Raw genomic sequence first — 23,951 nt, 5'->3', positions numbered from 1 at the left:
GTGGAAAGGCGCCGCGCCGGCGGCGCGCGGGATCAGCGCAGCAGGTACGGAATGTCGACCTTGACCGCGCCGGTCGGGCAATCGCGTTCGCATGGCATGCAGTACCAGCATTCGTCGAACTGCATGTAGGCCTTGCCCTTGGTCACGTCGATCGCAAGCAGGTCGAGCGGGCACACGTCGACGCACACGGTGCAGCCCTTGTCGGCGATGCAGCGGTCCTCGTCGATCGTCACGGGTGCGCTGCTGCGCAGGAAGATGTCGTGCGGGGTATGGGGCACGGTAGGGCTCCTCGAAGTCAAAGTGCGGCCGCGAGCGCGGCCGGTTCGCGGATGCGGAGATGCGCGTAGGCGGTGCGTTCGTCGTCGGCGAGCGGCACGACGTACGGTTCGACCGGCCGCTTCTCGCTGTGCATCGCACCGTCGGCGCCCTTGCGCAGCCACGTGTGGCAGAACCAGTCGGCGTCGTTGCGCTGCGGGAAGTCGACGCGATGGTGGTACAGCCCCCAGCGGCTCTCGGTGCGGAACAGCGACGCGCGCGCGGCCATTTCGGCGCAGTCGCGGATCGCACGCACTTCGGCCGCACGCATCAGTTCATGTGGATGGCTGGCCTTGATTTCTTCGATATCCTCAATAATTCCGTCAAAACGTCGAAGACCGATTTCCATCTTGCGCGTCACCTTCGGCGGTTGCAGATAGTCGTTCACCATGCGGCGCAGCTTGTATTCGACCTGGGCAGGCGCGAGGCCGCGCTCGCGCGCGAGCGGCGCGAGCACCCGCGCACGTTCGGTCGCAACCTGCTCGTCGTCCACCGGCGCATGCTCGCGGCCGGCCACGTAGTCGGCTGCGTTCTGCCCGGCGAACCAGCCGTACGTGAACGCGCCGAGCATGTAGTTGTGCGGGACGGCCGCCATGTCGCCGGCCGCATAGAGCCCCGGCACGGTCGTCTCCGCACGCGCGTTCACGTACACGCCGGACGCACTGTGGCCGCTGCAGAAGCCGATCTCCGAGATATGCATCTCGACCATCTGTTGCCGGTAGTCGGTGCCGCGTCCCGCGTGGAAGCGGCCGCGGCTCGGCCGCTCGTTCGTGTGCAGGATCTGCTCGATGGTCTGGATCGTTTCCTCGGCGAGATGGTCGAGCTTCAGGAACACCGGGCCGTTGCCGCTTTGCAGTTCCTGGTAGAACTCCCACATCATCTGGCCGCTCCAGTAATCGCACTCGATGAAGCGCTCGCCCTTGCCGTTCGCGGTGAAACCGCCGAGCGGACCCGTCACGTACGCGCACGCCGGGCCGTTGTAGTCCTTGATCAGCGGATTGATCTGGAAGCACTCGAGGTTCGCGAGCGCGGCACCGGCGTGATACGCCATCGCGTAGCCGTCGCCGGCATTGGTCGGGTTCTCGTACGTGCCCATCAGGTAGCCGGACGCCGGCAGCCCGAGACGGCCGGCCGCGCCGCAGCACAGGATCACGGCCTTCGCGCGGATCACGTGAAAGTCGGCCGTGCGGCAGTCGAAGCCGAGCACGCCGCTCGCACGGCCGTGCGCGTCGGTGAGCACGCGCGTCGCGACGATCCGGTTCGTGATCGCGATGCGTGCGCGCTTCAGCTGCCGGTACAGCACCTTCTTGATGTCGTGGCCTTCCGGCATCGGCAGCACGTACGAACCCATGTGGTGGACCTTCTTCACCGCGTAGTCGCCGGTGCCGTCCTTTTCGAACTTCACGCCCCAGCGGTCGAGCTGCTCGATCGTCGCGAAGCTGTGCGTCGCATATGCGTACACGGCCTCCTGGTCGACGATCCCGTCGTTGGCGATCGTGATCTCGCGCGTGTACTGCTCGGGCGTCGCATGGCCGGGGATCACCGCGTTGTTCAGGCCGTCCATCCCCATCGAGATCGCGCCGCTGCGCTTCACGTGAGCCTTCTCCAGCAGCAGCACGCGCAGCGACGGGTCGCGCTCCTTCGCCTTGATCGCCGCCATCGGGCCGGCCGTGCCGCCGCCGACCACGACGACGTCGTATTCGTGTACATGGGTATTCATTGCGGGTTCCTTGCAGGTTGGGGCGTCTTCTGCCGGTCGATGCGCAGCCGGTACTGGAAGGCGTCGCCGCGGAAGTACAGGTATTCGTAGTCGATCGGCGCGCCCAATGCGTCATGGGTGAGCCGCTCGATCCGCAGCACGGGGCTGCTGTCCTCGACGCGCAGCGCATCGACGATTTCGTCGTCGGCGAGAATCGCGTCGATCGACACGTCGGCGTGGCCGAGCGACACGCCGCAGTCGTTCTCGAGGATCAGGAAGATGTCGCGGGTCGCGAGATCGGCGCCCGCGAGCCGCTTGCCGAGCGCTTCGGGCACCCACGTCTGTTCGAGCGACACGGGCTCCCGGTTCAGCAGCCGCACGCGATGGATCTCGACGAGCGGCGCGCCTTCCGGGACGTTCAGCTTCGTCGCGAGATGGCGGTCGGCCTTCACGGTCCGGAACGTGCGCAACTGGTTGACGATCTCGTAGCCCATCGACGACATCGCCTCGGCGAAGCCCTGCAGCGACGTCACGTTCTGGAACGCCTTCGGCTTCGACACGAACGTGCCCTTGCCGTGCAGCTTGAACAGCAGGCCTTCCTTCTGCAGATCGCCGAGCGCCTGGCGCACCGTGATGCGGCTCACGTCGAACATCGCGCAGAGTTCGTGCTCGGACGGCATCCGGTTGTGCGGCGCATAGGTGCCGTCGAGGATGCGCGCGCGCAGCGTGTCCTTGATCTGCACGTAGAGCGGCGCCGCCGACAGCGGCACGACGTTGGGTGGGGTCATCGGTCAACTTGATATAACAAGAGGACTCGAGTGTAGTGAGCCGGCTCGCGCGCCCAAACCAACTATTTCTGCTTTCGACTTTCCGATTCCGGAAAAGCGGGGCGGCGGCCGGCGGGCGTCCGACCGGGAGAAAGGAGATGCCAGATGCGTGATTCCCGCTACCGCTGGGCGAGCGCCGCCGCGGGCGGCCTCACGGGCTGTATCGCGATCGGCGCGATGTTTTCGCTGCCCGTGTTCCCGCGGGCCATTGCACGCGACACCGGCTGGTCGATGACCGGCATTTCCACCGCGATGACGCTCGGCTTCATCGCGATGGCGTTCGCGAGCATCGGCTGGGGCTGTCTGTCCGACCGGATCGGCACGCGCGCGGTGGTCGTGACGGGTGCCGTGCTGTTGTCAGCGAGCCTCGCGCTCGCGAGCCGCGCACCGTCGCTGCTCGCGTTCCAGCTGACGTTCGGGCTGGCCGTCGGCAGCGCGACGGCCGCGATATTCGCACCGATGATGGCGTGCGTGACCGGCGGGTTCGACACGCACCGCAGCCTCGCGGTGTCGCTGCTGTCGGCCGGCATGAGGATGGCGCCGATGACGATGTCGCCGTTCGCCGCGTGACGGGACAGCCGCGAAACGGCGATTGCGGCGATTTCGGCCAGTCGAGGCCCCCGGTTCGTGCGGATCAAAATAAAAAACGGCCCCCGGACATCGGCCGCCCGAACGGGGCCGCACCCGCGCGGAGCCTGCTGCGGCGCAGCACAGCGGCAAGTCGAGGCGATCGGCACGCATGCGCGCCGATTCGGCCCCTAAAAAACGCAATGTCGAGCAACCCTTCGAAGGGCCTGTCATACGCACGTCACCCTGCTAGAATTCGGCTGCCGCATTTGTTCCGATTGACTAATGAGATTGCTTGACGCACTGGTCGAACAACGTATTGCCGCCGCCGCCGCGCGGGGCGAGTTCGACGATTTGCCGGGTACCGGCGCGCCCCAGGCGCTGGATGACGACCTGCTCGTACCCGAGGAGGTGCGGGTGGCCAACCGTATCCTGAAGAATGCGGGCTTCGTGCCGCCGGCCGTCGAGCAACTGCGCGCGCTGCGCAATCTGCAGGACGAACTGCAGGCGGTCAGCGATCGTGCCGCGCGCTGCCGGCTGCAGGCCAGGATTCTCGCGCTCGACATGGCGCTCGAGTCGCTGCGCGGCGGCCCGATGGTGATGCCGCGCGACTACTGCCGGCGCATCGCGGAACGTCTGTGCGAGCGCGGGCTCGACGACGTGCCCGCCGAAGCGGGGCCGATGTGAGCGCCGACGCGCTGCACGACGAAGCAGCCGGATCCGGCGCCGCGCCCGATTCCCCCGTTCCCGAAGCCACGCCCGCATCGGCGCGCGACCTGCATTTCATGCGTCTCGCGCAGGCCGCCGCCGAAGAGGCGCGCGCGGCCGGCGAGGTGCCGGTCGGCGCGGTGCTCGTGCGCGGCGACGAAGTGATCGCACGCGGCTTCAACCATCCGATCGGCGGGCACGATCCGTCGGCCCACGCGGAAATGGCCGCGCTGCGCATGGCCGCGCGGCATCTGCAGAACTACCGGATGCCCGGCTGCGAGCTGTACGTGACGCTCGAGCCGTGCCTGATGTGCGCGGGCGCGATCATGCACGCGCGCATCGCGCGGGTCGTCTACGGCGCGGCCGACCCGAAGACGGGCGCATGCGGCAGCGTGATCGATGCGTTCGCGAATCCGCAGCTCAATCACCATACCGAAGTGACGGGCGGCGTGCTCGCCGACGAATGCGGCGCCGCGCTGAAGTCGTTCTTCGCGGAACGCCGTCGTGCGCTGCGTGAAGCGCGGCTTGCCCGCGACGCCGAAGCCGGCCCGTCATAGCGCGCCCGCCGCGCCCGTCGCCCGAAGCGGGCGGGCTGCGCAGTTCCGTGAACCGGAGACGGTTCGGACCCTCTAAGCAGGTTTGACGATCCCGACACCTTTCGCCATGTCCTTCCAGCCCGCCGCGCCCTATACCATCCGCCTGCTCGCGCCGTCCGGTTATCCGCACGATCCCGACGCGATCAATCGCGCGCTCGAGCGCCTGAGCGGCGCGCAGCATCGCATCGAGAACATCGAGGCGACGCAGCGGCGCTTTCAGCGTTTCGGCGGCACCGACGGCGAGCGGGCCGGCGATCTGAACCGCCTGGCGGATCCGGAGCGCGCGCTGCCCGATATCGCGCTCGCGGTGCGCGGCGGCTACGGCGCCGCGCGCATCCTGCATGGGCTCGACTATCGCGGGCTCGAGCGCCGTCTGCGCGATCAGCCGATCGCGCTGGTGGGCCACAGCGACTTCACCGCGATCCAGCTCGCGCTGTACGCGAAGGCGCGCATCAAGACGTTCGGCGGCCCGATGCTGTCGGCCGACTTCGGCGCGGAAACGCCGAGCGACTTCACGATGCAGCACTTCTGGCAGACGCTGTCGCAGCCGACCACCACGCTCATCACCGAAGCACCGCAGGTGCAGACCGTGAATGTGACGGGCACGCTGTGGGGCGGCAATCTCGCGATCCTCACGTCGCTGGTCGGCACGCCGTACATGCCCGACATCGAAGGCGGCATCCTGTTCGTCGAAGACGTCAACGAACAGCCGTTCCGGATCGAACGGATGATCTATCAGCTGCATCTGTCGGGGCTGCTCGCGCGCCAGCAGGCGCTCGTGCTCGGCCAGTTCACGGGCGCGCGTCCGTTCGAGTACGACAACGGCTACGACATGCAGGCGATGATCGACCAGGTGCGTTCGATGGTCGGCATCCCGGTCGTCACGGGGCTGCAGTTCGGCCACGTGCCCGACCTGCTGACGCTGCCGTTCGGCGCGCAGGCGCAGCTCGTCGCGAATGCGCACGGCTTCCGGCTGACGTTGTCCGACTATCCGCATCTCGGCTGAGCCGGGCGGGCGGGTAGCATCGAAAGGCGGGATTCCACCGCCTTTTTCTTTAAGTAAACGCGCAACTAACGGTCCCGATTTTTCGCCGGCTTCGATCGATCTTGTCGCACCGTGTGCACCATTTTTGTCAACAAAATGGCCGGCAGGGTATACACCGTGAGCCGCCATGGGAAAGCGAAAGAGGCTTGTCGTGCCTGGATTTCGTGCGTCACGCACCGATCTGGTACAGCGCAATGAGCCCAGATTGTGCGCATTTCAAGAAAAGAATTGTTGACAATCTTTATGTCCGTCCTAGGATGAGGACCATCACACGATGCAGATCATGAACGAGCCCGATTTCCATCCGTCCGGCGCTGCCGGTCCCGAAGCGATCGCCGAGCGGATTCGCACCGCGATCCTCGAGCATCGGCTCGCGCCCGGCGCGAAGCTGACGGAAGCGCAGCTTTGCGACGTGTTCGGCGTGAAGCGCGGGACGATTCGGCAGGCGCTCGCGCAGCTGGCGGCCGACAAGCTGGTCGACCTCGAGCCGAACCGCGGCGCGTTCGTCGCGAGTCCGACGCTGCAGGACGTGCACGAGGTGTTCGAGATGCGCCGGATCATCGAGCTGGCCGTCGTCGAGCGGCTCGCGACGGGGCCGGGCGCGAAGCGGCTGAAGGGCGTCGCGGCGCTGATCGACAAGGAACGCCGCGCGTTCGAGCGGCATGACTTCGCGGCGTGGATCCGCCTGTCGGGCGAGTTCCATACGGCGCTTGCGGCGCTGGTGGGCAATGCGACGCTCAGCGAGTGCCTCGACGGGCTCGTCGCGCGCTCGACGCTGATGTCGGCGCTGTACGAATCGCACGGGCGCAGCCCGTGCTCGTGCGACGACCACGACGAGATCCTGACCGCGCTGGAGGCGGGGGATTCGAAGCAGGCCGTGACGCTGATGGCGCACCACCTGCAGCATGTCGAACTGAAGATGCTGGACCGGCCCGCGCAAGGGCAGGTCGATTTGCGCGAAGTGTTCGGCGGCGCCTGAGCGGCGACGCGAACCCGGCCGCGCGCCACACGACGAGAGCAATGCAGGCCGGCGGTTTGCGCCGCCGGCCGCCAGTCCGACTCCGGGCGACGATCCGGAGCGATATCGATGACGGTGGAGCGGCTGTCCGGCCGCGTCAAGGAGAAGTCATGGCTCAGTTCAGTGTGGTGCACGACAGCGCCTATCCGGCGGAACAAGGCGGCGAGGGCGGCAGTTCCGCGTTGCCGGATGGTTACAGTCTGCGTTTGTACAACGAAGATTTGGCACCCCTTAAGAATCAGACATGGGGATCGTACAACATCTTCGCGTTCTGGATGTCGGACGTGCACAGCGTCGGCGGCTACGTGTTCGCGGGCAGCCTGTTCGCGCTCGGGCTGACGAGCTGGCAGGTACTGATCGCGCTGATCGTCGGCATCACGATCGTCAACCGGCTGTGCAACCTGATCGCGCGGCCGAGCCAGCAGATCGGCGTGCCGTATCCGGTCGCGTGCCGCGCGACCTTCGGCGTGCTCGGCGCGAACGTGCCGGCCGTGATCCGTGGGCTGATCGCGATCGCGTGGTACGGCATCCAGACCTATCTCGCGTCCAGCGCGCTCGTGATCGTCGTGCTCAAGTTCTTTCCGCAGTGGCTGCCGTACGCGGACGTCCATCGCTACGGCTTCCTCGGGCTGTCGGCGGTCGGCTGGGCCGGCTTCATGCTGCTGTGGGTGCTGCAGGCGTTCGTGTTCTGGAACGGGATGGAGACGATCAAGAAGTTCATCGACTTCGCGGGCCCGGCCGTCTACATCGTGATGTTCATCCTGGCCGGCTACATGGTGTGGCGCGCGGGCTGGCGCAACATCGGCATCAACCTCGGCGGCGTCAAGTATCACGGCGCGGAAGTGATTCCCGTGATGATCACGGCCGTGTCGCTCGTCGTGTCGTACTTCTCCGGGCCGATGCTCAATTTCGGCGACTTCTCGCGCTATTGCCGCTCGTTCGACGAAGTGAAGCGCGGCAACTTCTGGGGGCTGCCGGTCAACTTCCTCGCGTTCTCGCTCGTCACGGTGATCACGACGGCCGCGACGCTGCCGGTGTTCGGCGAACTCATCACGGATCCCGTCGAGACGGTCGGCCGCATCGACCATCCGACCGCGGTGATCCTCGGCGCGCTGACCTTCACGATCGCGACGATCGGCATCAACATCGTCGCGAACTTCGTGTCGCCCGCATTCGATTTCTCGAACGTCGCGCCGCGGCTGATCAGCTGGCGCGCGGGCGGGATGCTCGCGGCCGTCGCGTCGATCTTCATCACGCCGTGGAACCTGTTCAACAACCCGGCCGTGATCCACTACACGCTCGACGTGCTCGGCGCGTTCATCGGCCCGCTGTACGGCGTGCTGATCGCCGATTTCTACCTCGTCAAGCGCGGTCGGCTCGTGCGCGACGACCTGTACACGATGTCCGACAGCGGCACCTACTGGTACACGGGCGGCGTGAACCGCCGCGCGCTCGCCGCGCTGCTGCCGGCCGCGGTGATTGCCGTCATCTGCGTGATGGTGCCGGGCTGGCAGGCCGCCGCGAACTTCTCGTGGTTCATCGGCGCAGGGCTCGGCTTCGTGTTCTACCGGCTGCTCGTGAGCGCCAAGGCGTGAGGGGGGCACGATGAAGATCAAGCTGATCAATCCGAACACGACACAGCGGATGACCGATGCGATGGGCCGCTGCGCGCGTGAAGTGGCGGCCGCGGGCACCGAGATCGTCGCGGTGAGTCCGCCGATGGGGCCGCCGTCGATCGAAGGCTATTACGACGAGGCGCTCGCGACGCCCGGGCTGCTCGCCGAGATCGCGCAGGGCGAGCGCGACGGCTTCGACGCGTACGTGATCGCCTGTTTCGGCGATCCGGGCCTGTATGCGGCACGCGAAGTCGCGCGCGGGCCGGTGATCGGCATCGCCGAGGCGGCGATGCACGCGGCGAGCGTGCTTGCGCCGGGTTTCTCGGTCGTCACGACGCTCGCGCGCACCTGCGGGATGGCGTGGCATCTCGCCGAGCGCTACGGGATGAAGCGGTTCTGCCGCAACGTGCGCGCGACCGACGTCGCGGTGCTCGAGCTCGACCGGCCAGGTTCCGCCGCGCGGCGGATCATCGTCGACGAATGCCGGCGCGCGCTCGACGAGGACGGCGCCGACGCGATCGTGCTCGGCTGCGCGGGGATGGCCGAATTCGCGCACGAGATCGAGCAGCAGATCGGCGCGCCGGTGGTCGAGGGCGTCACCGCAGCCGTGAAGTGGGCCGAGGCACTCGTGTCGCTGCGTCTGGCGACGGCGAAGCGCGGCGACTATGCGCGGCCGCTGCCGAAGCGCTACGACGGCGAATTCGCGCGCTTCAGCCCGCCGGAGCACGCGCCCGCGGCCGCACCGGCCGCCGCCCCGGCTCGCAGCGGGAACGCCGCATCGGAACCGGTCCCGACTTTGCCGCAACCGCACATACACGCCGTCTGACATGCACTATCTGCGCCGCTGTATGGGCGCGTATGAACGTTTTCGCTACACTGGGCCGTCATCGCATCGGCCTGCGCGGCCGGCCTCCGGCACCCGCGCGGGCCGATGCGAACCCATTATTTCAGCAAGCTTTCGCCGCACTTCGAACCCATGTCACTCGATCCCAACTATCCTCGCGACCTGATCGGCTACGGCCGCCATCCCGTGCAGGCGAACTGGCCGGGGCGCGCCCGCGTCGCCGTGCAATTCGTCCTGAACTACGAGGAGGGCGGCGAGAACTGCGTGCTGCACGGCGATCCGGGCTCCGAGCAGTTTCTGTCCGAAATCGTCGGCGCGGCCGCGTATCCGGACCGCCACATGAGCATGGAGTCGATCTACGAATACGGTTCGCGGGCCGGCGTGTGGCGCATCCTGCGCGAATTCGAGAAGCGCGGGCTGCCGCTGACGGTGTTCGGCGTCGGCATGGCGATCGAGCGCCATCCGGAACTCGCGCGCGCCTTCGTCGAGCTCGGCCATGAGATCGCGTGCCACGGATGGCGCTGGATCCACTATCAGAGCATGACGCCCGAGCTCGAAGCCGAGCACATGCGCCTCGGGATGGAAGCGATCGAGCGCGTGACGGGTGAGCGTCCGCTCGGCTGGTACACCGGCCGCGACAGCCCGAACACGCATCGTCTTGTCGCGGAATACGGCGGTTTCCTGTACGACTCCGACAACTATGGCGACGACCTGCCGTTCTGGATGGAGGTCGGCGTGTCGGGCGGCGGCACGTCGCCGCAGCTGATCGTCCCGTACACGCTCGACACGAACGACATGCGCTTCGCGACGCCGCAGGGCTTCAACACCGGCGACCACTTCTTCGACTACCTGCGCGACGCGTTCGACGTGCTGTACGCGGAGGGCGACGAAGCGCCGAAGATGCTGTCGATCGGCATGCACTGCCGACTGCTGGGCCGGCCGGGACGTTTCCGCGGGCTGCAGCGTTTCCTCGATCACATCGAGACGCACGATCGCGTATGGGTGACGCGTCGTGTCGATATCGCGCGTCATTGGCGTGAACATCATCCGTATCAGCCCAATCATCGAAACGAAGGGAAAGCATGAAGGCGATGCGTTACACGTTGGAGCAACTGAACACGATGGCGCCGAGCGCATTCGTCGCGGCACTGTCGGGAATCTTCGAACATTCGCCGTGGGTGGCCGAGGTCGCCGCGGGCGAGCGGCCGTTCGCGAGCATCGATGCGCTGCACAAGACGATGTCGGGTGCGGTCGAAACGGGCGGCGAAGTGCGCCAGCTCGCGCTGATCAACGCGCACCCGGAGCTGGCCGGCAAGGCCGCCGTGCGCGGCGAGCTGACGGCCGAGTCGACGCGCGAGCAGAGCGGCGCGGGTCTCGACCAGTGCACGCAGGAAGAGTTCGACAAGCTGCTGACGCTGAACCGCACGTATCGCGAGAAGTTCGGATTCCCGTTCATCCTCGCGGTGCGCGGCTATGACCGGCACGGCATCATCGCGAACTTCGAGTCGCGCGTGAATCATTCGCGTACCGAGGAACTGCGTGCGAGCCTCGACCAGATCTACCGGATCGCGCGCTTCCGCCTCGACGACCTGATCGACGCCTGACAACGCAACACGGCCTGCTGCGTCGCAGCGGCCTGATCGCATCACTGAAACCAAGGAAACATCATGGCTGTTCCGCTTCTCGATCCCGACGCTCCCGATTTCACGCGGCGCTACGTGAACCTCGCCGACCCGCGTCTCGGTGCACAGGCGCTCGAGGCCAGCGACGACTTCTTCGCGCCGAAGGACCGGATGCTGAATCCCGAGCCGGCGGTGTTCATCCCCGGCAAGTACGACGACCACGGCAAGTGGATGGATGGCTGGGAGACGCGCCGCAAGCGCACGACGGGCTATGACTGGTGCATCGTCAAGCTCGCGCGGCCGGGCGTGATCAAGGGCTTCGACCTCGATACGAGCCACTTCACCGGCAACTTCCCGCCGGCCGCGTCGATCGAGGCCGCGTTCGTGGCCGACGGGGCGCCGACGCATGCGACGCAATGGGTCGAGATCGTGCCGTCGACGACGCTGCAGGGCAACAGCCATCACTACGTCGCGGCGAGCGACGCGCGTGCGTTCACGCACCTGCGCGTGAACATCTATCCGGACGGCGGCATCGCGCGCCTGCGCGTGTATGGCCAGCCGCAGCTCGACTGGGCCGGTGCGAGCGCGACCGAACAGTTCGACCTCGCGGCGATGGAAAACGGCGGCTACGTGGTGGCCGCGAACAACCAGCACTTCGGCGTTGCGTCGAACCTGCTGCTGCCGGGCCGCGGCGTGAACATGGGCGACGGCTGGGAAACCCGCCGCCGCCGCGAACCGGGCAACGACTGGGCGATCGTCGCGCTCGCGCAGCCGGGCGTGATCCGCAGGATCGAAGTCGATACCGCGTTCTTCAAGGGCAACTACCCGGACCGCTGCTCGATCCAGGCCGCCTATGTGTCGGGCGGCACCGACAGCTCGCTGATCACGCAGTCGATGTTCTGGCCGGTGCTGCTCGGCGAACAGAAGCTGCAGATGGACAAGCAGCACTATTTCGAACAGGAAATCGCCTCGCTGGGCCCGGTGACCCACGTGCGCCTGAACATCATTCCGGACGGCGGCGTATCGCGCCTGCGTCTGTGGGGGACGCTCGACAAATGAAGACGCTTGCAATCGAACCGCTGACCAAGGAAGCGTTCGCGCCGTTCGGCGACGTGATCGAAACGGAAGGGGCGAAGCAGATTCCGATCAACCTCGGCACGACGATCCGCTTTCACGATCTCGCGAAAGTCGACGTGACCGACGAAGACGGCCGCACGCTCGTCAACCTGTTCCGCGGCCAGCCGCGCACGCTGCCGTTCGAGGTGAAGATGCTCGAGCGCCATCCGCTCGGCAGCCAGGCGTTCGTGCCGCTGAACGACCAGCCGTATCTCGTCGTCGTCGCGCCGGCGGGCGAGCTCGATCCGTCGGCGATCCGCGCGTTCGTGACGAGCGGGTGGCAGGGCGTCAACTACGCGAAGGGCGTGTGGCATCACCCGCTGATCGCGCTGGGCGGCGTCAGCGACTTCATCGTCGTCGATCGCGGCGGTGACGGCCTGAATCTGAACGAGCAGGATCTGCAGGAATCGCTGTGGCTCACCGAGGACGCGCTGGATGCAGTGACGACCTGAGCCGGATTCCAGCCGTGCCGCTTCGTTGAAGAAACCCGCGCGAATCGCGCGGGTTTTTTTATGCTTGCCGCACGCGCATCGCCGCGTTTTGCAGCCGGCTCGCGGACGTGACGTCGTGGATGCATCGCGCACGGCGGCCGCGTGCTATCGTGCCCGCATCGCCACCGCACGACGCCCGGTTCCGGCCCCATACCCACGATGAGCCAACCTGAAAACGACCTCACGATCCTGCTGCGTACGATGCAGCCCGAACTGCATCGCGGTGCCTTCGCATTCGTCGCGCTTCCGGCCGATGCAGACTTATCGTTATCCGAAACGATCGCGACGTTCCGCGAAGCGGAGGGCATGACGGTCGTGGTCGACGAGCAGACGGCCGCGCGTCGCGGCTGGCCCGTGCTGTTCCGTGCGGCGTGGATCACGCTGACCGTGCATTCGGACCTCGCCGCGGTCGGCCTGACGGCCGCGTTCGCGCGCGCCCTCGGCGCCGCCGGCATCAGCTGCAACGTGATGGCCGCCGCGTATCACGATCACATCTTCGTGCCGTTCGACGACGGCCCGCGCGCGCTCGATGCGCTCGTCGCGCTGCAGCGCGACGCGCTGCGCGGCTAGCGGGCGCCCCGTTTCGCGCAGGCAAAAAAAACGGGCCCGTTTCCGGGCCCGCGAACGGAGAGGATTGCGCCGGCAACGAATGGCCGGCGCACGGCGGCTTACTTGTTCGCGCCACCCTCGAACCAGGCGGCGAGCTTCACGCGCTCGTCGTCGGTCATGTGCGTGACGTTGCCGATCGGCATCGCCTTCAGGCGCACGGCCTGTTCATAGATACGCTGCGCGTTCTTCGACACTTCGTCCGGCGTGTCGAACATCACGCCGGCGGGCGCGCTGCCCATCAGCGTCGGCTTGGCCGAGTGGCACTCGACGCAGCGCTGCTGCAGGACCGGCATGATGTCGGCGATCACGATCTTCGGCGCGTTCGCCGCTTGCGCTTCCGGTGCGACCGGCTTCGGCATCGTCCACACCAGGGCGCCCGACAGCAGCGCGACGCCGCCGATCGGCAGGTACCACAGCTGCTTGCCGCGGTGACGCATCACGAAGAACTGGCGGATCAGCGCGCCGGCCAGCATGATCAGCACGAGCACGACCCAGTTGAACTTGTTCGTGTACGTCATCGCATAGTGGTTCGACAGCATCGCGAACACCACCGGCAGCGTGAAGTACGTGTTGTGCACCGAGCGCTGCTTGCCACGCTTGCCGTAGATCGGGTTCGGTTCTTCACCCTTGAGCATCTTGTCGACCATCTTGCGCTGGCCCGGGATGATCACGAAGAACACGTTCGCCGACATGATCGTCGCGAGCATCGCGCCGACGATCAGGTACGCCGCGCGGCCCGAGAAGATGTGGCACGCGAGATACGCGGCGACCACGACGTAGATGCCGACGCAGATGCCGAGCACACGGTCGTTGGTGCCGAGGAGGCGGCACAGCGAGTCGTAGACGATCCAGCCGGCCGCGAGGAAGCCGAGTGCGGATGCAACGGCGACCACCGGGCCCATGTCGAGCACGCTCTTGTCGATCAGGTAGGTGTTCGGCGCGAGCAGGTACAGCACGAAGAACAGCGAGAAGCCCGACAGCCACGTCGTGTACGACGGCCACTTCGACCAGTGCAGGTCATCCGGCATTTCCGGCGGCGCGACCGTGTACTTCTGCATGTTGTAGAAACCGCCGCCGTGGACGTGCCACAGTTCGCCGAACACGCCGCGCTTGCGCTGGTTCGCGTCGGTGGGCGGTTTCAGGCTGTTGTCGAGTGCGACGAAATAGAATGACTCGCCGATCCACGCAATGGCGACGATGACGTGCAGCCATCGCAGCGCGAGGTTCAGCCAGTCGGTGATGAAGCCTTCCATGAAACTCCTCCAGACTCAGATCGTTGTCTTTGATGCGGGCGCCGATACGTGTGTCAGCTGCCGCGATAGGTGCTGTACGACCACGGCGACACGAGCAGCGGCACGTGATAGTGCGATGCGGTGTCGGCGATGCCGAAGCGCAGTACGACGCGGTCGACGAAGCGGGGTTCGGGCACCTTCACGCCGAGCGACGCGAAGTAGTCGCCGGCATGGAACACGAGTTCGTATTCGCCGGCGGCCAGTGCCGCGCCTTCGAGCAGGGGTTCGTCGCAACGGCCGTCGCTATTGGTCAGCACGGTCTTGATCGCGCGGCGCGATTCGCCGTCCAGCGCGTAGAGGTCCACCTTGATGGCGGCGCCGGGGCGGCCGTGTGCCGTATCGAGTACGTGGGTAGTGAGCTTTCCCATTCGCAGTTGTCCTTGTGTGAATGCGAGGTTCGGCGGCGACTCGATCCATGACTGTGCGGCGGATCGAGGCTCCACGTCACGTGGCTACATACCCGTCGGCGAGATTGAAGCGAGCGCCGTGCAGGCATTTTAAAAAGGTTCTCCGCGCAAATACGGGCGCGATATCAAAGATAATGCGCCGCGCATGAACCGCTGTCGACGGCCCGCCGGGCGCGGCCCGCAGCCGGGGTTTGCGGCGCTCGGCGGGCCCGTGCGCGGCGTACCATATCGAAACCGTGAAGCGCGGTATTCCGGATCGCGCATTGTGCGCCGCGCGCGCTTGGGCGATGCTGCACGCCGTGCGTGTCGGGCGTCGAGCCCGCGCGTACCCCGAAGACGGCATTCACGCCGGGTAACCGGGCCAGCGCGTTCGAACGGACGCAGGCACCGGGGCGTGCCGCGAACCAGCGTTCGAACGGCTTTGTGATGGTCTCCGGGAGCGGCTCCCGGGGGCAGAACGACGCGGAGAACGCATGAACCTCGAGCAGCACGCCGGCGCACGCGCGCCGCACCCATCCTCATCCCGCCCGACAACCCTGCTGGTCAAGCACGCCGACGTGCTCGTGACCATGGACGACACGCGCCGCGAACTGCGCGACGCGGGGCTCTATATCGAAGACAACCGGATCGTCGCGGTCGGTCCGAGCGCCGAGCTGCCCGATACCGCCGACGAAGTGCTCGACCTGCGTGGCCACCTCGTGATCCCCGGGCTCGTGAACACGCACCACCACATGTACCAGAGCCTCACGCGCGCGGTGCCGGCCGCGCAGAACGCCGAGTTGTTCGGCTGGCTCACGAACCTGTACCGGATCTGGGCGCACCTGACACCGGAGATGATCGAGGTGTCGACGCTTACCGCGATGGCCGAGCTGCTGCAGTCGGGCTGCACGACGTCGAGCGATCATCTGTACATCTACCCGAACGGCAGCCGGCTCGACGACAGCATCGGTGCCGCGCAGCGGATCGGCATGCGCTTTCACGCGAGCCGCGGCGCGATGAGCGTCGGCCAGCGCGACGGCGGGCTGCCGCCCGATTCGGTGGTCGAGCGCGAGCCCGACATCCTGCGCGACGCGCAGCGCCTGATCGAGACCTATCACGACGAAGGTCGCTACGCGATGCTGCGGGTGGTGGTCGCGCCGTGTTCGCCGTTCTCGGTGAGCCGCGAGCTGATGCGTGACGCGGCCGTGCTGGCGCGCGACTACGGTGTGTCGTTGCACACGCATTTGGCCGAGAACGTCAACGACATCGCGTACAGCCGCGAGAAGTTCGGGATGACACCCGCCGAATACGCGGAAGATCTCGGCTGGGTCGGCCACGACGTGTGGCATGCGCATTGCGTGCAGCTCGACGAGGCGGGCATCGGCCTGTTCGCGCGCACCGGCACCGGCGTCGCGCACTGTCCGTGTTCGAACATGCGGCTCGCGTCGGGCATCGCGCCGGTGAAGAAGATGCGTCTGGCAGGCGTGCCGGTTGGCCTCGGCGTCGACGGTTCCGCGTCGAACGACGGCGCACAGATGGTGGCGGAAGTGCGGCAGGCGCTGTTGCTGCAGCGGGTCGGCTTCGGGCCCGATGCGATGACCGCGCGCGAGGCGCTCGAGATCGCGACGCTCGGTGGCGCGAAGGTGCTGAACCGTGACGACATCGGTGCGCTGAAGCCCGGCATGGCCGCGGACTTTGCCGCGTTCGACCTGCGCCAGCCGCTGTTCGCGGGCGCGCTGCACGATCCGGTCGCGGCGCTCGTGTTCTGCGCGCCGTCGCAGACGGCGTACACGGTGGTGAACGGGAAGGTGGTGGTGCGGGAAGGGCGGCTCGCGACGCTCGATCTGCCGCCCGTCATCGAGCGCCATAACGCGCTGGCGCAGGCACTCGTGGAGGCGTCGCGCTGACGCGCCGATTGAAGCGAAGGTCGCGCGGCGCGCTGCGGACCGGGTGCGCGGCTATGGCTACGGCTACGGCTCCGGCGCTGGTCGCCACACACCACACGCCACACGCCGCGCATCACACGCATCACGCCGGGCCCCGTTGCAACGGCAGGCCCGGCGTGCGCGCCGGGCGGGATTACGGCTCGATCAGCGTGCGGGTCGCTTCGGCGACGAGGCTGCGCAGCCAGCGCACTTCGTCGGAGTAATGGCAGCGTTCGTGCCACAGCTGGTAGTACTGCATCGGCGGGAAGTCGAGCGGCGCCGGCACGACCGACAGCGGCAGGAACTTCGCGTAATGATCGGCGAACAGGCGCGTCGTCGTGAAGATCAGGTCCGACTTCACCAGCACGTACGGTGCGAGGTTGAAGTACGGCAGCGTGACGACCACGTGGCGCTTGAGCCGTTCGCGTGCGAGATGCACGTCGATCGCGCCGCGCTGGCCGACCGAGTACGGCGTCGGCGCGAGATGCGGCGCGTTCAGGTACTGGTCGAGCGTGAGCCCGCCGCGCTTCGCGAACGGATGCGTGTTGCTCATCAGGCATACGATTTCGTCGACGAACAGGTTCGACAGGTGCAGTTGCTCGGGCGGCTCGGGCCAGTTGCCGACGACGATGTCGAGCTTGCCGTCTTCCAGCGCGAGCTCGTAGTCGAACGCGGGGCCGAGCGAGTGGAACTCGAGCGTCGCATTCGGCGCGGCCTGGCGGAAGCGCTCGACCACGGTCGGCACGAACAGCACGTTGAGGTAGTCGGGGCAGCCGATCCGGTAGCAGCGGATCGACGTGGCCGGGTCGAAGCTGTGCTGCTGGAACTTGATGCGCTCGATTTCGCGCAGTGCGTTCTGCACCGGCTCGAGCAGGCGCAGCCCGTATTCGGTCGGGACCATGCCGGACTTGCCGCGCACCAGCAGCGGGTCGCCGGTGATGTCGCGCAGGCGCCGCAGTGCGGCGCTGATCGCCGGTTGCGACTGGTTCAGTTTGACGGCCGCGCGCGTGACGCTGCGCTCCATCAACAAGGTGTGCAAGACGCGCAAGAGGTACGTGTCGATCGCCTCGCGTTGCTGACTCATGATATCTCCGTTTTATATGTCCGGGCTGATCGAGGGGGCGGTGGGGTATATCGTTTTTAATATGAACCAACGCCAGCGTCAAGAGATGGATACCCGCAGACGCCCGCCGGCCGGGCCTTCACAAGGTGTCCGAACGGGGCGGAAGGTGGGTGGGCGCGGCGCCACGCGGATGCGCATTGCACGCATCCGGTGATCCGGGCACCGCGCGTGACGCGTCAGTCGTCGATGCGCATGCCGACTTTCAGCGTGACCTGCCAGTGGACGACCTGGTCGCCTTCGATGTGACCGCGCGTTTCGGTCACCTGGAACCAGTGCAGGTTGTGCAGTGTCTTGCCGGCTTTCGAGATCGCGTTGCGGATGGCGTCGTCGCACGATTGCCGCGACGAGCCGGTCAGTTCGATCAGCTTGTAGACGTGGTCGCTCATGATGCGCTCCCTGGGATGTTGGTGTGGGCGGCCGGTGCAAGCCGTGGGCCCGAAGCGGCACCGCGCGTGTCCGGCTTCTTGAGTGATAGGTATGATGGGCGGCAAGTGCAACCCCAATTGGAGACGAGGAACATCGTGGAAGTCGGATTTTGCGGACCGGGATTGATGGGCGCGCCGATGATTCGGCATTTGCTGGCGGCGGGCCACCGCGTCAGCGTATGGAACCGGACACGCGGCAAGGCCGAGGCGCTTGAAAAGGACGGCGCGCAGGTGGTCGACACGCCACGCGAACTGGCCGAGCGCGTCGACACGGTGTTCGTGTGCGTACTCGACGGCCGTGCGGTCGGCGACGTCGCGTTCGGCGAGCACGGACTGTTTGCCGGCGATGCGAACGCCCGCCGCTTGAAGCGCATCGTCGATCATTCGAGCATTCCGCCTGCCACGACGCGCAACTACGCGGCGCGCGCGGCCGCGCTCGGCGTCGGCTGGATCGACGCGCCCGTCTCGGGCGGCGTGCCCGGCGCGCAGGCCGGCACGCTCGCGGTGATGGCGGGCGGCGGTGCGGCCGACCTCGACGCGGTGCGGCCGCTGATCGACACCTACGCGTCGCGCATCACGCACCTGGGCGATGCAGGCGCGGGCCAGACCGCGAAGCTGTGCAACCAGGCGATCGTCACCGCGACGGTGACGGCGATCGCGGAGGCCGTCGGCCTGGCGCAGGCGAGCGGCATCGACGCCGCGCGTCTGGCCGACGCGCTGGCGGGCGGATGGGCCGATTCGGTGCTGCTGCGGACCTTCGTGCCGCGCATGACGTCAGGCGGCCATCCGCCGATCGGCGCGCTCGGTACGTTCCAGAAGGATGTCGATGCGATCGCCGACGCCGCGCGCGATACCGGCGCGGTGATGCCCGTGTCGGCCGCGGTGCAGCAGGTGCTGCGGCTGGGCGCCGCGCAGGGGCTCGCCGGTGCCGATTTCGCCGCGTTCATCGACATCGTCCGGCCCGGCAACGGGCGTGGCACGGCGCAGTGATCGCGCGGCGACGATGAATCCGGAAGCCTGAATGGCCGATGGGCCGCCCGGAGGCGGCCCATCGTGCGGTGTCGGTTCAGCCGAGGGAGCGCGGTGTCGTGTCGCCGGCGTTCTGGCGCCCGAGCCCGCCGCGCAGGCTCGCCTTCGTGCCCGCACCAAATTCGGGCAGGATGCGCGCGCGGGCGCGGCTGGCGAACACGAGGAAGCCGAAGCCGTTCGCCTCGTACCAGTACCCGCCGTTCTCGAGGCCGTCGAGCGGCTGTTCGAGTGCGTTGGCGATCGATTCGATGCAGCGCTTGCGCAGTTCGGCGATGGCCGGATAGGGCGGCTGTGCGCCGCGCACGCTGCACAGGAGCACGTCGAGGCCGGGCAGCACATGCGCATAGAGGACGGGTTCGTCCTGCGCACGGGCACGGGCAATCTTGGTGTCGAGCTGAGCGAACGGTTTCGAGTGGCGCAATACCGCGAGGAACGACTCCTGGCCATCCTGTTGCGCACGTCGACGTTTTTTCGGGAAGGACATAAACACTCGCCTCAAAAACAATTGCAAGAAATGCGGCACTTTCATGCGACCCACTCCCGGCTATGTACGCCGCATGTCGATCCTTTATAGCACACGAAAATACTGCACTCGTGCGGTACGACGATCAATGTCTCCCGTCGACCCGCTTGCCACGATGATCGACACAGCCAGCGTCTTGGCGCCCGTACTGTCGTTTAGTCTCCATCATAGACCTGCTTTTCCCGCGCGTGCATTCGCGCGTCACAAAAAAGTGAGAGGCGCCTCGCGCGGCGGACGGCGGCGCGCGCCCATGAAAAAGGCCCGCACGTGGCGGGCCCGGCAGCTGCGGCGTGGCGCGATGCTCAGCGTTGCTTGAGCGAATCGCGGATCTCGCGCAGCAGCAGCACGTCTTCCGGCGTCGCGGCCGGCGCGGCTTCTGCCGGCTTGCGCAGCTTGTTGATGAATTTCACCATCAGGAAAATGATGAACGCGAGGATCACGAAGTTGATCGCCACGGTGATGAACGAGCCGTAGCCGAACGCGGCGACGCCCGCGGCCTGCAGATCCTTGAACGAATCGGGATTACCCTTGAACGACGGGGGGATGGTGCCGAGCAGAACGAACTTGTTCGAGAAATCCAGACCGCCCGTCAGCACGCCGATCACCGGCATGATGAGGTCTTTCACGACCGAGTCGACGATCTTCGAGAATGCGCCACCGATGATCACGCCGACGGCGAGATCCATCACGTTGCCTTTGACGGCGAACTCCTTGAATTCCTTGATTATGCTCATGAGCGGCTTTCTCCTGGTTGGGCGAGGGGAGGCGTGCCGCGACGCGCAGCGAAGCGTCTGACGAGTCGGATCGGATCGGAGGCACGCCGATGGCCGCATGATAGCGAACGTGCCCCATTGCCGGTAGCCCATCTTGAAATGATTGACAAATCTGCAGGCCGGCGCGCATCGAAATGAAAGGAAGCGCGCGGTGGGAGGCGGGCGTCGTGCGATGCATCGACGCCCGCATGCGGGAGACTCAGGTGTTGTCGTCGGTCCAGCCGTCGTCGTTGCTGCCGAGATCGACACCGCCGCCGCCGTTGCCGTCGCTCCAGTTCGCGTTGTCGCCACGGCCGAAGTCGAAGCCCGGATCGTTGTTCTCCTGCCGCCGGCGCGGGTCGTCGACGTTCACGTCGCGTTCGACCACGCGCTCGCGGCCGCCGGACATCGCCTCGCCGAGCAGCACGCCGGTCAGCAATCCGCCCATTCCACCGCCGAAGCCGCCGCCTTGCTGCACCACGACGGGCGGCTGCTGTTGCGGCGGATAGGGCTGTTGCGGATACGGTTGCTGCTGATACGGCTGGCCTTGCATGCCCGTCATGCGATCGGCTTCCTGCGCATAGACGGAGCCGCTGCCGTTCGTCGGCGCAGCGGGTTGCGCGGCCGGGTCGGGGCGGCCTTCGACGCGTGCCTTCACGCTTGCATGACGCTGTTCGAGTTCGTCGATGCGATAGGGCGGCACCGGATTCTTGCCGTTCGACAGCGCTTCCACGAGCGCGCGCGCATCGGTCTCGATGCCTTCGAGTTCGCCCGTGAGCGCGGCGGCGCCGGGCGCTGTCGACAGCTTCGCGTCGAGCTTCAGCGGACGGATGTCGTTCAGCACGTCGGTCGCGCGCTTGAGTTGCGTGCGGCGTTCGTCGTCGGCGCGGCTGTCGTCGGCCGAGCGTGCGCGTCGCAGCGTCCAGCGCAGCACCAGCGCGACGATCGCGACGATCAGCGCGAGGCCGATCCACATGCCCATCGACGGGCCGTGCTTCGCGGCCGGCGCGGCGGGTGCGAGCGACGACTGCAACGAGCCGCCCTGCGTGGCCGACGGTGTGTTGCCGCTCGCGCGCGCGGCATCGGCGCGAATGCGCGATTCGGTCTGCGCGAAATGCGACGCATCGGTGAAGCGCAGTTGCGGATCGAGCGACTTCGCCTGCTGCAGTTGCGCGAGCGCGTCGGACGCGCGGCCTTCGCGGTCCAGTACCTGTGCGTACAGGTAGTGCGCATGCGCGTTGTTCGGATGGGCGTCGATGACTTGCGACAGCTGCGTGTCGGCGCGCTGCCAGTCACGTTGTGCGATCGACTGCTCGACTTGCTGCAGCGACGGAACGGCGAATGCGGCGGACGACAGCAGCATCAGCGAGAAGCCGAGCGCGGCGAGAGATTTCTTCATGGTCGAACCGGGCGCGAGCGCCCGTCTCCTGACAATCGGTGCGCGCCGCGCGCCCGGCGGGCCGCGGCGCGGATGCCGTTACTGCGCGGGCGTATCGAGCTGCTTCTTCAGCGCGGCGAGGCGGTCCTCGACCGACGGGCCCTTGTTCAATGCGGCGAGCTTGTCGTCGAGCGCCTTGCCGCTCGACGTGTCGGCCGAATTCAGGCGTGCGTCGGAGCGTGCGTTCTGCAGCGCGACCTTGTCCTCGAGCTTCTGGAAGTCCTCGGACAGGTTCTTGCCGCCGATGCCGCCCAGCGCGCTCGCCGCGACGTCCTTCGCCTGCGCGATTTCCTGCTTGGCCTGCAGGATGTTCGAGCGTGCGTTCAGGTCGTTGCGGCGCTGACGCATGTCGGCAATTTGCCCCTTCAGCTTGTCGACCGACGGTTCGAGCGTCGTCAGCTCGGCCGCGAGTGCGTCGCGCTCGGCTTCCGCATTCGACTGCGCGGCGAGCGCCTCGCGTGCGAGCGCTTCGTCGCCGCCCTGCAGCGCGCGCTTCGCGCCGTCTTCGTACTTCCTTACCTTGTCGTCGGCCGCATCGCGCTTGCTGCGCTGGGTCGCGACCTGTGCCTCGATCTCGATCAGCGAATTCTCGGCACGGCCGATGCTGTCGTCGAGCTCCCGCACGATCTGCCGTGCGTCGCGCGACGGATCCTGTACCGAGTCGGCCGCATCGTTCAGCAGGCCTTTGATCGTGCGCGAAACAGAGTCGAAAAGCGACATGAAATCCTCCGTGGTTGAAAGATGCCGCGTCAGCGGCAGTGCCCGTCGCGAATCGGATCCGACCCGCGTGAGCCGGCGGATATTACACCGCCGGCCCCTTAAATACGGCTTAAGTGCCGGAGTTCAAGTGGTGCGCGGGTACGGAATTCGAACCTTTCGCGATTGAAAGAAACGCTGCGGCACGCGCCGGGCTGCGTGTTCATGATAGGCGGAGCATGACGCCAATACGTTCCGGAATTCGCGGCGGCGCGGGAATTTTTACAAAAAATCGCGAAGCCGCTCGGTCGATTTCATTAAAATGCGCTGTCACGTCGCGGGAACGGATCGCCGCGCGGCGGGGTCTGTCGACGTGACAGTTGCCACGATGCACCCACTCTGATTCATTCGCTTGCATTTCCGCATGCGTCCGAGGGCGCCACGTACGCCCGCCATTCCGACATGCCAATCATCAAACGACCGCCTTCTTCTTCCGACCGGAACGAACCCCACTACACGCTGCGCCGTTCGCCGTCGGGCGCTTATTATCCCGATGACGACGACCGTGACCACGACCCGCGCGCGCAGCGCAGGGGAGGCGGGGACGGCGGCGGCCGCTCGTTCGGCTCGCGCGTCGCGCTGTGGTTCGTCGGCCTCATCGCGACGCTCGCGATCGTCGGCGCGTTGATCGTCGGCTATGCACTCGTCGTGATGGCGCCGCAACTGCCGTCGCTCGATGCGCTGACCAACTACCAGCCGAAGGTGCCGTTGCGCGTGTTCAGCGCCGATCACGTGCTGATCGGCGAGTTCGGCGAGGAACGCCGCAGCCTCGTGCGCTTCCAGGACATTCCCGACGTGATGAAGAAGGCGGTGCTCGCGATCGAGGACTACCGCTTCTACGAACACGGCGGCGTCGATTTCCTCGGCATCCTGCGCGCGGGCGTGGCCGACCTGATGCACGGCGGCGCGCGCCAGGGCGCGAGCACGATCACGATGCAGGTCGCGCGCAACTTCTTCCTGTCGAGCGAGAAGACCTACACGCGCAAGATCTACGAGATGCTGCTCGCGTACCGGATCGAGCGCGCGCTGACGAAAGATCAGATTCTCGAGGTCTACATGAATCAGATCTATCTCGGCCAGCGCGCGTACGGCTTCGCGAGCGCCGCGCGGGTCTACTTCGGCAAGGACCTGAAGGACATCACGCTCGCGGAAGCTGCGATGCTCGCCGGGCTGCCGAAGGCGCCGTCCGCGTATAACCCGGTCGTCAATCCGAAGCGCGCGAAGGTGCG

At 66.8% G+C, this 23,951-nt stretch carries 25 protein-coding genes and 1 pseudogene; 15 read left to right on the top strand and 11 right to left on the bottom strand.

All coding sequences use genetic code 11. The features are described from left to right. Positions 1-32 precede the first annotated feature (32 nt). Genes ACTJKF_RS26670 through ACTJKF_RS26660 form a run of 3 tightly spaced genes read right to left on the bottom strand, consistent with a single transcriptional unit; the run spans position 33 to position 2,802 of the window. A complete protein-coding gene (locus ACTJKF_RS26670) occupies positions 33-278 on the bottom strand; it encodes a 4Fe-4S dicluster domain-containing protein (protein ID WP_006755644.1) in 246 nt (81 codons plus the stop codon). A gap of 17 nt (positions 279-295) precedes the next feature. Beyond that, on the bottom strand, positions 296-2,035 hold the full coding sequence (locus ACTJKF_RS26665; RefSeq protein WP_440627554.1) for a fumarate reductase/succinate dehydrogenase flavoprotein subunit: 1,740 nt from the start codon (positions 2,033-2,035) through the stop codon (positions 296-298). Further along, the gene (locus ACTJKF_RS26660; protein WP_440627552.1) at positions 2,032-2,802 is read right to left on the bottom strand and encodes a GntR family transcriptional regulator; all 771 of its coding nucleotides are present in this window, start codon (positions 2,800-2,802) and stop codon (positions 2,032-2,034) included. The genes ACTJKF_RS26665 and ACTJKF_RS26660 overlap by 4 nt, the downstream gene beginning before the upstream one ends. A gap of 144 nt (positions 2,803-2,946) precedes the next feature. Between ACTJKF_RS26660 and ACTJKF_RS26655 the strand changes: the two are divergent. The 12 genes and pseudogenes from ACTJKF_RS26655 to ACTJKF_RS26600 all read left to right on the top strand — a co-directional run. After that, positions 2,947-3,408, top strand: a pseudogene (locus ACTJKF_RS26655) (MFS transporter); the annotation flags it as partial. Positions 3,409-3,693: 285 nt separating this feature from the next. Continuing rightward, the gene (locus tag ACTJKF_RS26650; protein WP_440627551.1) at positions 3,694-4,095 is read left to right on the top strand and encodes a DnaJ family domain-containing protein; all 402 of its coding nucleotides are present in this window, start codon (positions 3,694-3,696) and stop codon (positions 4,093-4,095) included. Beyond that, entirely contained in the window at positions 4,092-4,673 is a 582-nt protein-coding gene (tadA, locus tag ACTJKF_RS26645) for a tRNA adenosine(34) deaminase TadA (RefSeq protein WP_440627549.1), read from the top strand. The genes ACTJKF_RS26650 and tadA overlap by 4 nt, the downstream gene beginning before the upstream one ends. A gap of 106 nt (positions 4,674-4,779) precedes the next feature. After that, complete coding sequence (gene ldcA, locus ACTJKF_RS26640) at positions 4,780-5,718, top strand: muramoyltetrapeptide carboxypeptidase (RefSeq protein ID WP_440627547.1); 939 nt, start codon at positions 4,780-4,782, stop codon at positions 5,716-5,718. 313 nt (positions 5,719-6,031) lie between these two features. Continuing rightward, positions 6,032-6,736 carry a GntR family transcriptional regulator gene (locus ACTJKF_RS26635; protein ID WP_440627545.1) on the top strand — a complete coding sequence of 235 codons (705 nt, stop codon included), beginning with the start codon at positions 6,032-6,034 and terminating at the stop codon, positions 6,734-6,736. A 149-nt stretch (positions 6,737-6,885) separates the two neighbouring features. Beyond that, entirely contained in the window at positions 6,886-8,370 is a 1,485-nt protein-coding gene (locus tag ACTJKF_RS26630) for an NCS1 family nucleobase:cation symporter-1 (RefSeq protein WP_440627543.1), read from the top strand. 10 nt (positions 8,371-8,380) lie between these two features. Then, positions 8,381-9,217 carry an aspartate/glutamate racemase family protein gene (locus ACTJKF_RS26625; protein WP_440627541.1) on the top strand — a complete coding sequence of 279 codons (837 nt, stop codon included), beginning with the start codon at positions 8,381-8,383 and terminating at the stop codon, positions 9,215-9,217. A 150-nt stretch (positions 9,218-9,367) separates the two neighbouring features. Beyond that, positions 9,368-10,321 (top strand): allantoinase PuuE, encoded by a 954-nt coding sequence (gene puuE / locus ACTJKF_RS26620; RefSeq protein ID WP_440627539.1) that lies wholly within the window; start codon positions 9,368-9,370, stop codon positions 10,319-10,321. Beyond that, positions 10,318-10,839 carry a 2-oxo-4-hydroxy-4-carboxy-5-ureidoimidazoline decarboxylase gene (gene uraD / locus ACTJKF_RS26615; protein WP_011352410.1) on the top strand — a complete coding sequence of 174 codons (522 nt, stop codon included), beginning with the start codon at positions 10,318-10,320 and terminating at the stop codon, positions 10,837-10,839. Before puuE ends, uraD begins: the two co-directional genes overlap by 4 nt. Before the next feature lie 63 nt (positions 10,840-10,902). Next, positions 10,903-11,916 (top strand): allantoicase, encoded by a 1,014-nt coding sequence (gene alc, locus ACTJKF_RS26610; RefSeq protein ID WP_440627537.1) that lies wholly within the window; start codon positions 10,903-10,905, stop codon positions 11,914-11,916. After that, positions 11,913-12,425, top strand: coding sequence for an ureidoglycolate lyase (locus tag ACTJKF_RS26605; RefSeq protein WP_440627535.1), 513 nt, complete (start codon positions 11,913-11,915; stop codon positions 12,423-12,425). The genes alc and ACTJKF_RS26605 overlap by 4 nt, the downstream gene beginning before the upstream one ends. A gap of 198 nt (positions 12,426-12,623) precedes the next feature. After that, on the top strand, positions 12,624-13,034 hold the full coding sequence (locus tag ACTJKF_RS26600; protein WP_440627533.1) for an ACT domain-containing protein: 411 nt from the start codon (positions 12,624-12,626) through the stop codon (positions 13,032-13,034). 98 nt (positions 13,035-13,132) lie between these two features. Here ACTJKF_RS26600 and ACTJKF_RS26595 read toward each other — a convergent pair whose 3' ends face one another. Beyond that, positions 13,133-14,326 carry a urate hydroxylase PuuD gene (locus ACTJKF_RS26595; protein WP_440627531.1) on the bottom strand — a complete coding sequence of 398 codons (1,194 nt, stop codon included), beginning with the start codon at positions 14,324-14,326 and terminating at the stop codon, positions 13,133-13,135. 53 nt (positions 14,327-14,379) lie between these two features. Beyond that, the gene (uraH, locus tag ACTJKF_RS26590) at positions 14,380-14,733 is read right to left on the bottom strand and encodes a hydroxyisourate hydrolase (protein WP_011657188.1); all 354 of its coding nucleotides are present in this window, start codon (positions 14,731-14,733) and stop codon (positions 14,380-14,382) included. Between the two features lie 512 nt (positions 14,734-15,245). Between uraH and ACTJKF_RS26585 the strand changes: the two genes are divergently transcribed. Further along, positions 15,246-16,658, top strand: coding sequence for an 8-oxoguanine deaminase (locus ACTJKF_RS26585; protein ID WP_440627529.1), 1,413 nt, complete (start codon positions 15,246-15,248; stop codon positions 16,656-16,658). A gap of 172 nt (positions 16,659-16,830) precedes the next feature. Here ACTJKF_RS26585 and ACTJKF_RS26580 read toward each other — a convergent pair whose 3' ends face one another. After that, positions 16,831-17,760 (bottom strand): LysR substrate-binding domain-containing protein, encoded by a 930-nt coding sequence (locus ACTJKF_RS26580; RefSeq protein WP_440627528.1) that lies wholly within the window; start codon positions 17,758-17,760, stop codon positions 16,831-16,833. A gap of 215 nt (positions 17,761-17,975) precedes the next feature. Next, positions 17,976-18,185 (bottom strand): dodecin, encoded by a 210-nt coding sequence (locus tag ACTJKF_RS26575; RefSeq protein ID WP_059595146.1) that lies wholly within the window; start codon positions 18,183-18,185, stop codon positions 17,976-17,978. A gap of 135 nt (positions 18,186-18,320) precedes the next feature. Here ACTJKF_RS26575 and ACTJKF_RS26570 point away from each other — a divergent pair, with 135 nt between their 5' ends. After that, on the top strand, positions 18,321-19,214 hold the full coding sequence (locus tag ACTJKF_RS26570; protein ID WP_440627525.1) for an NAD(P)-dependent oxidoreductase: 894 nt from the start codon (positions 18,321-18,323) through the stop codon (positions 19,212-19,214). A gap of 76 nt (positions 19,215-19,290) precedes the next feature. On the opposite strand, the gene ACTJKF_RS26565 is transcribed toward ACTJKF_RS26570, so the two are convergent. The 4 genes from ACTJKF_RS26565 to ACTJKF_RS26550 all read right to left on the bottom strand — a co-directional run bounded on the left by ACTJKF_RS26565 (position 19,291) and on the right by ACTJKF_RS26550 (position 22,686). Then, positions 19,291-19,737, bottom strand: a complete 447-nt coding sequence (locus tag ACTJKF_RS26565) for a hypothetical protein (RefSeq protein WP_027784713.1) — start codon at positions 19,735-19,737, stop codon at positions 19,291-19,293. Positions 19,738-20,078: 341 nt separating this feature from the next. Next, complete coding sequence (mscL, locus tag ACTJKF_RS26560) at positions 20,079-20,510, bottom strand: large conductance mechanosensitive channel protein MscL (protein ID WP_440627523.1); 432 nt, start codon at positions 20,508-20,510, stop codon at positions 20,079-20,081. Positions 20,511-20,748: 238 nt separating this feature from the next. Further along, entirely contained in the window at positions 20,749-21,927 is a 1,179-nt protein-coding gene (locus ACTJKF_RS26555; protein ID WP_440627521.1) for a tetratricopeptide repeat protein, read from the bottom strand. Between the two features lie 78 nt (positions 21,928-22,005). Then, positions 22,006-22,686, bottom strand: coding sequence for a PspA/IM30 family protein (locus tag ACTJKF_RS26550; RefSeq protein WP_440627519.1), 681 nt, complete (start codon positions 22,684-22,686; stop codon positions 22,006-22,008). 438 nt (positions 22,687-23,124) lie between these two features. Here ACTJKF_RS26550 and ACTJKF_RS26545 point away from each other — a divergent pair. Beyond that, positions 23,125-23,951, top strand: an 827-nt coding sequence (locus ACTJKF_RS26545) for a transglycosylase domain-containing protein (protein WP_440627517.1), incomplete at its 3' end; no start/stop codon positions are given.

The organism is Burkholderia sp. 22313, from assembly GCF_052045245.1.
GTDB lineage: Bacteria > Pseudomonadota > Gammaproteobacteria > Burkholderiales > Burkholderiaceae > Burkholderia.
The sequence above is the reverse complement of the archived record's forward strand: the minus strand, read 5'-3'. Positions and strand labels throughout refer to the sequence as shown.

Coding starts and splice junctions, on each gene's coding strand:
- uraD (WP_011352410.1), top strand. CDS start 10,318: ATGAAGGCGATGCGTTACACGTTGGAGCAACTGAACACGATGGCGCCG.
- ACTJKF_RS26660 (WP_440627552.1), bottom strand. CDS start 2,802: ATGACCCCACCCAACGTCGTGCCGCTGTCGGCGGCGCCGCTCTACGTG.
- uraH (WP_011657188.1), bottom strand. CDS start 14,733: ATGGGAAAGCTCACTACCCACGTACTCGATACGGCACACGGCCGCCCC.
- ACTJKF_RS26580 (WP_440627528.1), bottom strand. CDS start 17,760: ATGAGTCAGCAACGCGAGGCGATCGACACGTACCTCTTGCGCGTCTTG.
- ACTJKF_RS26595 (WP_440627531.1), bottom strand. CDS start 14,326: ATGGAAGGCTTCATCACCGACTGGCTGAACCTCGCGCTGCGATGGCTG.
- puuE (WP_440627539.1), top strand. CDS start 9,368: ATGTCACTCGATCCCAACTATCCTCGCGACCTGATCGGCTACGGCCGC.
- ACTJKF_RS26565 (WP_027784713.1), bottom strand. CDS start 19,737: ATGTCCTTCCCGAAAAAACGTCGACGTGCGCAACAGGATGGCCAGGAG.
- ACTJKF_RS26630 (WP_440627543.1), top strand. CDS start 6,886: ATGGCTCAGTTCAGTGTGGTGCACGACAGCGCCTATCCGGCGGAACAA.
- ACTJKF_RS26550 (WP_440627519.1), bottom strand. CDS start 22,686: ATGTCGCTTTTCGACTCTGTTTCGCGCACGATCAAAGGCCTGCTGAAC.
- ldcA (WP_440627547.1), top strand. CDS start 4,780: ATGTCCTTCCAGCCCGCCGCGCCCTATACCATCCGCCTGCTCGCGCCG.
- ACTJKF_RS26600 (WP_440627533.1), top strand. CDS start 12,624: ATGAGCCAACCTGAAAACGACCTCACGATCCTGCTGCGTACGATGCAG.
- mscL (WP_440627523.1), bottom strand. CDS start 20,510: ATGAGCATAATCAAGGAATTCAAGGAGTTCGCCGTCAAAGGCAACGTG.
- ACTJKF_RS26555 (WP_440627521.1), bottom strand. CDS start 21,927: ATGAAGAAATCTCTCGCCGCGCTCGGCTTCTCGCTGATGCTGCTGTCG.
- ACTJKF_RS26625 (WP_440627541.1), top strand. CDS start 8,381: ATGAAGATCAAGCTGATCAATCCGAACACGACACAGCGGATGACCGAT.
- ACTJKF_RS26650 (WP_440627551.1), top strand. CDS start 3,694: ATGAGATTGCTTGACGCACTGGTCGAACAACGTATTGCCGCCGCCGCC.
- alc (WP_440627537.1), top strand. CDS start 10,903: ATGGCTGTTCCGCTTCTCGATCCCGACGCTCCCGATTTCACGCGGCGC.
- ACTJKF_RS26605 (WP_440627535.1), top strand. CDS start 11,913: ATGAAGACGCTTGCAATCGAACCGCTGACCAAGGAAGCGTTCGCGCCG.
- ACTJKF_RS26665 (WP_440627554.1), bottom strand. CDS start 2,035: ATGAATACCCATGTACACGAATACGACGTCGTCGTGGTCGGCGGCGGC.
- ACTJKF_RS26585 (WP_440627529.1), top strand. CDS start 15,246: ATGAACCTCGAGCAGCACGCCGGCGCACGCGCGCCGCACCCATCCTCA.
- ACTJKF_RS26635 (WP_440627545.1), top strand. CDS start 6,032: ATGCAGATCATGAACGAGCCCGATTTCCATCCGTCCGGCGCTGCCGGT.
- ACTJKF_RS26575 (WP_059595146.1), bottom strand. CDS start 18,185: ATGAGCGACCACGTCTACAAGCTGATCGAACTGACCGGCTCGTCGCGG.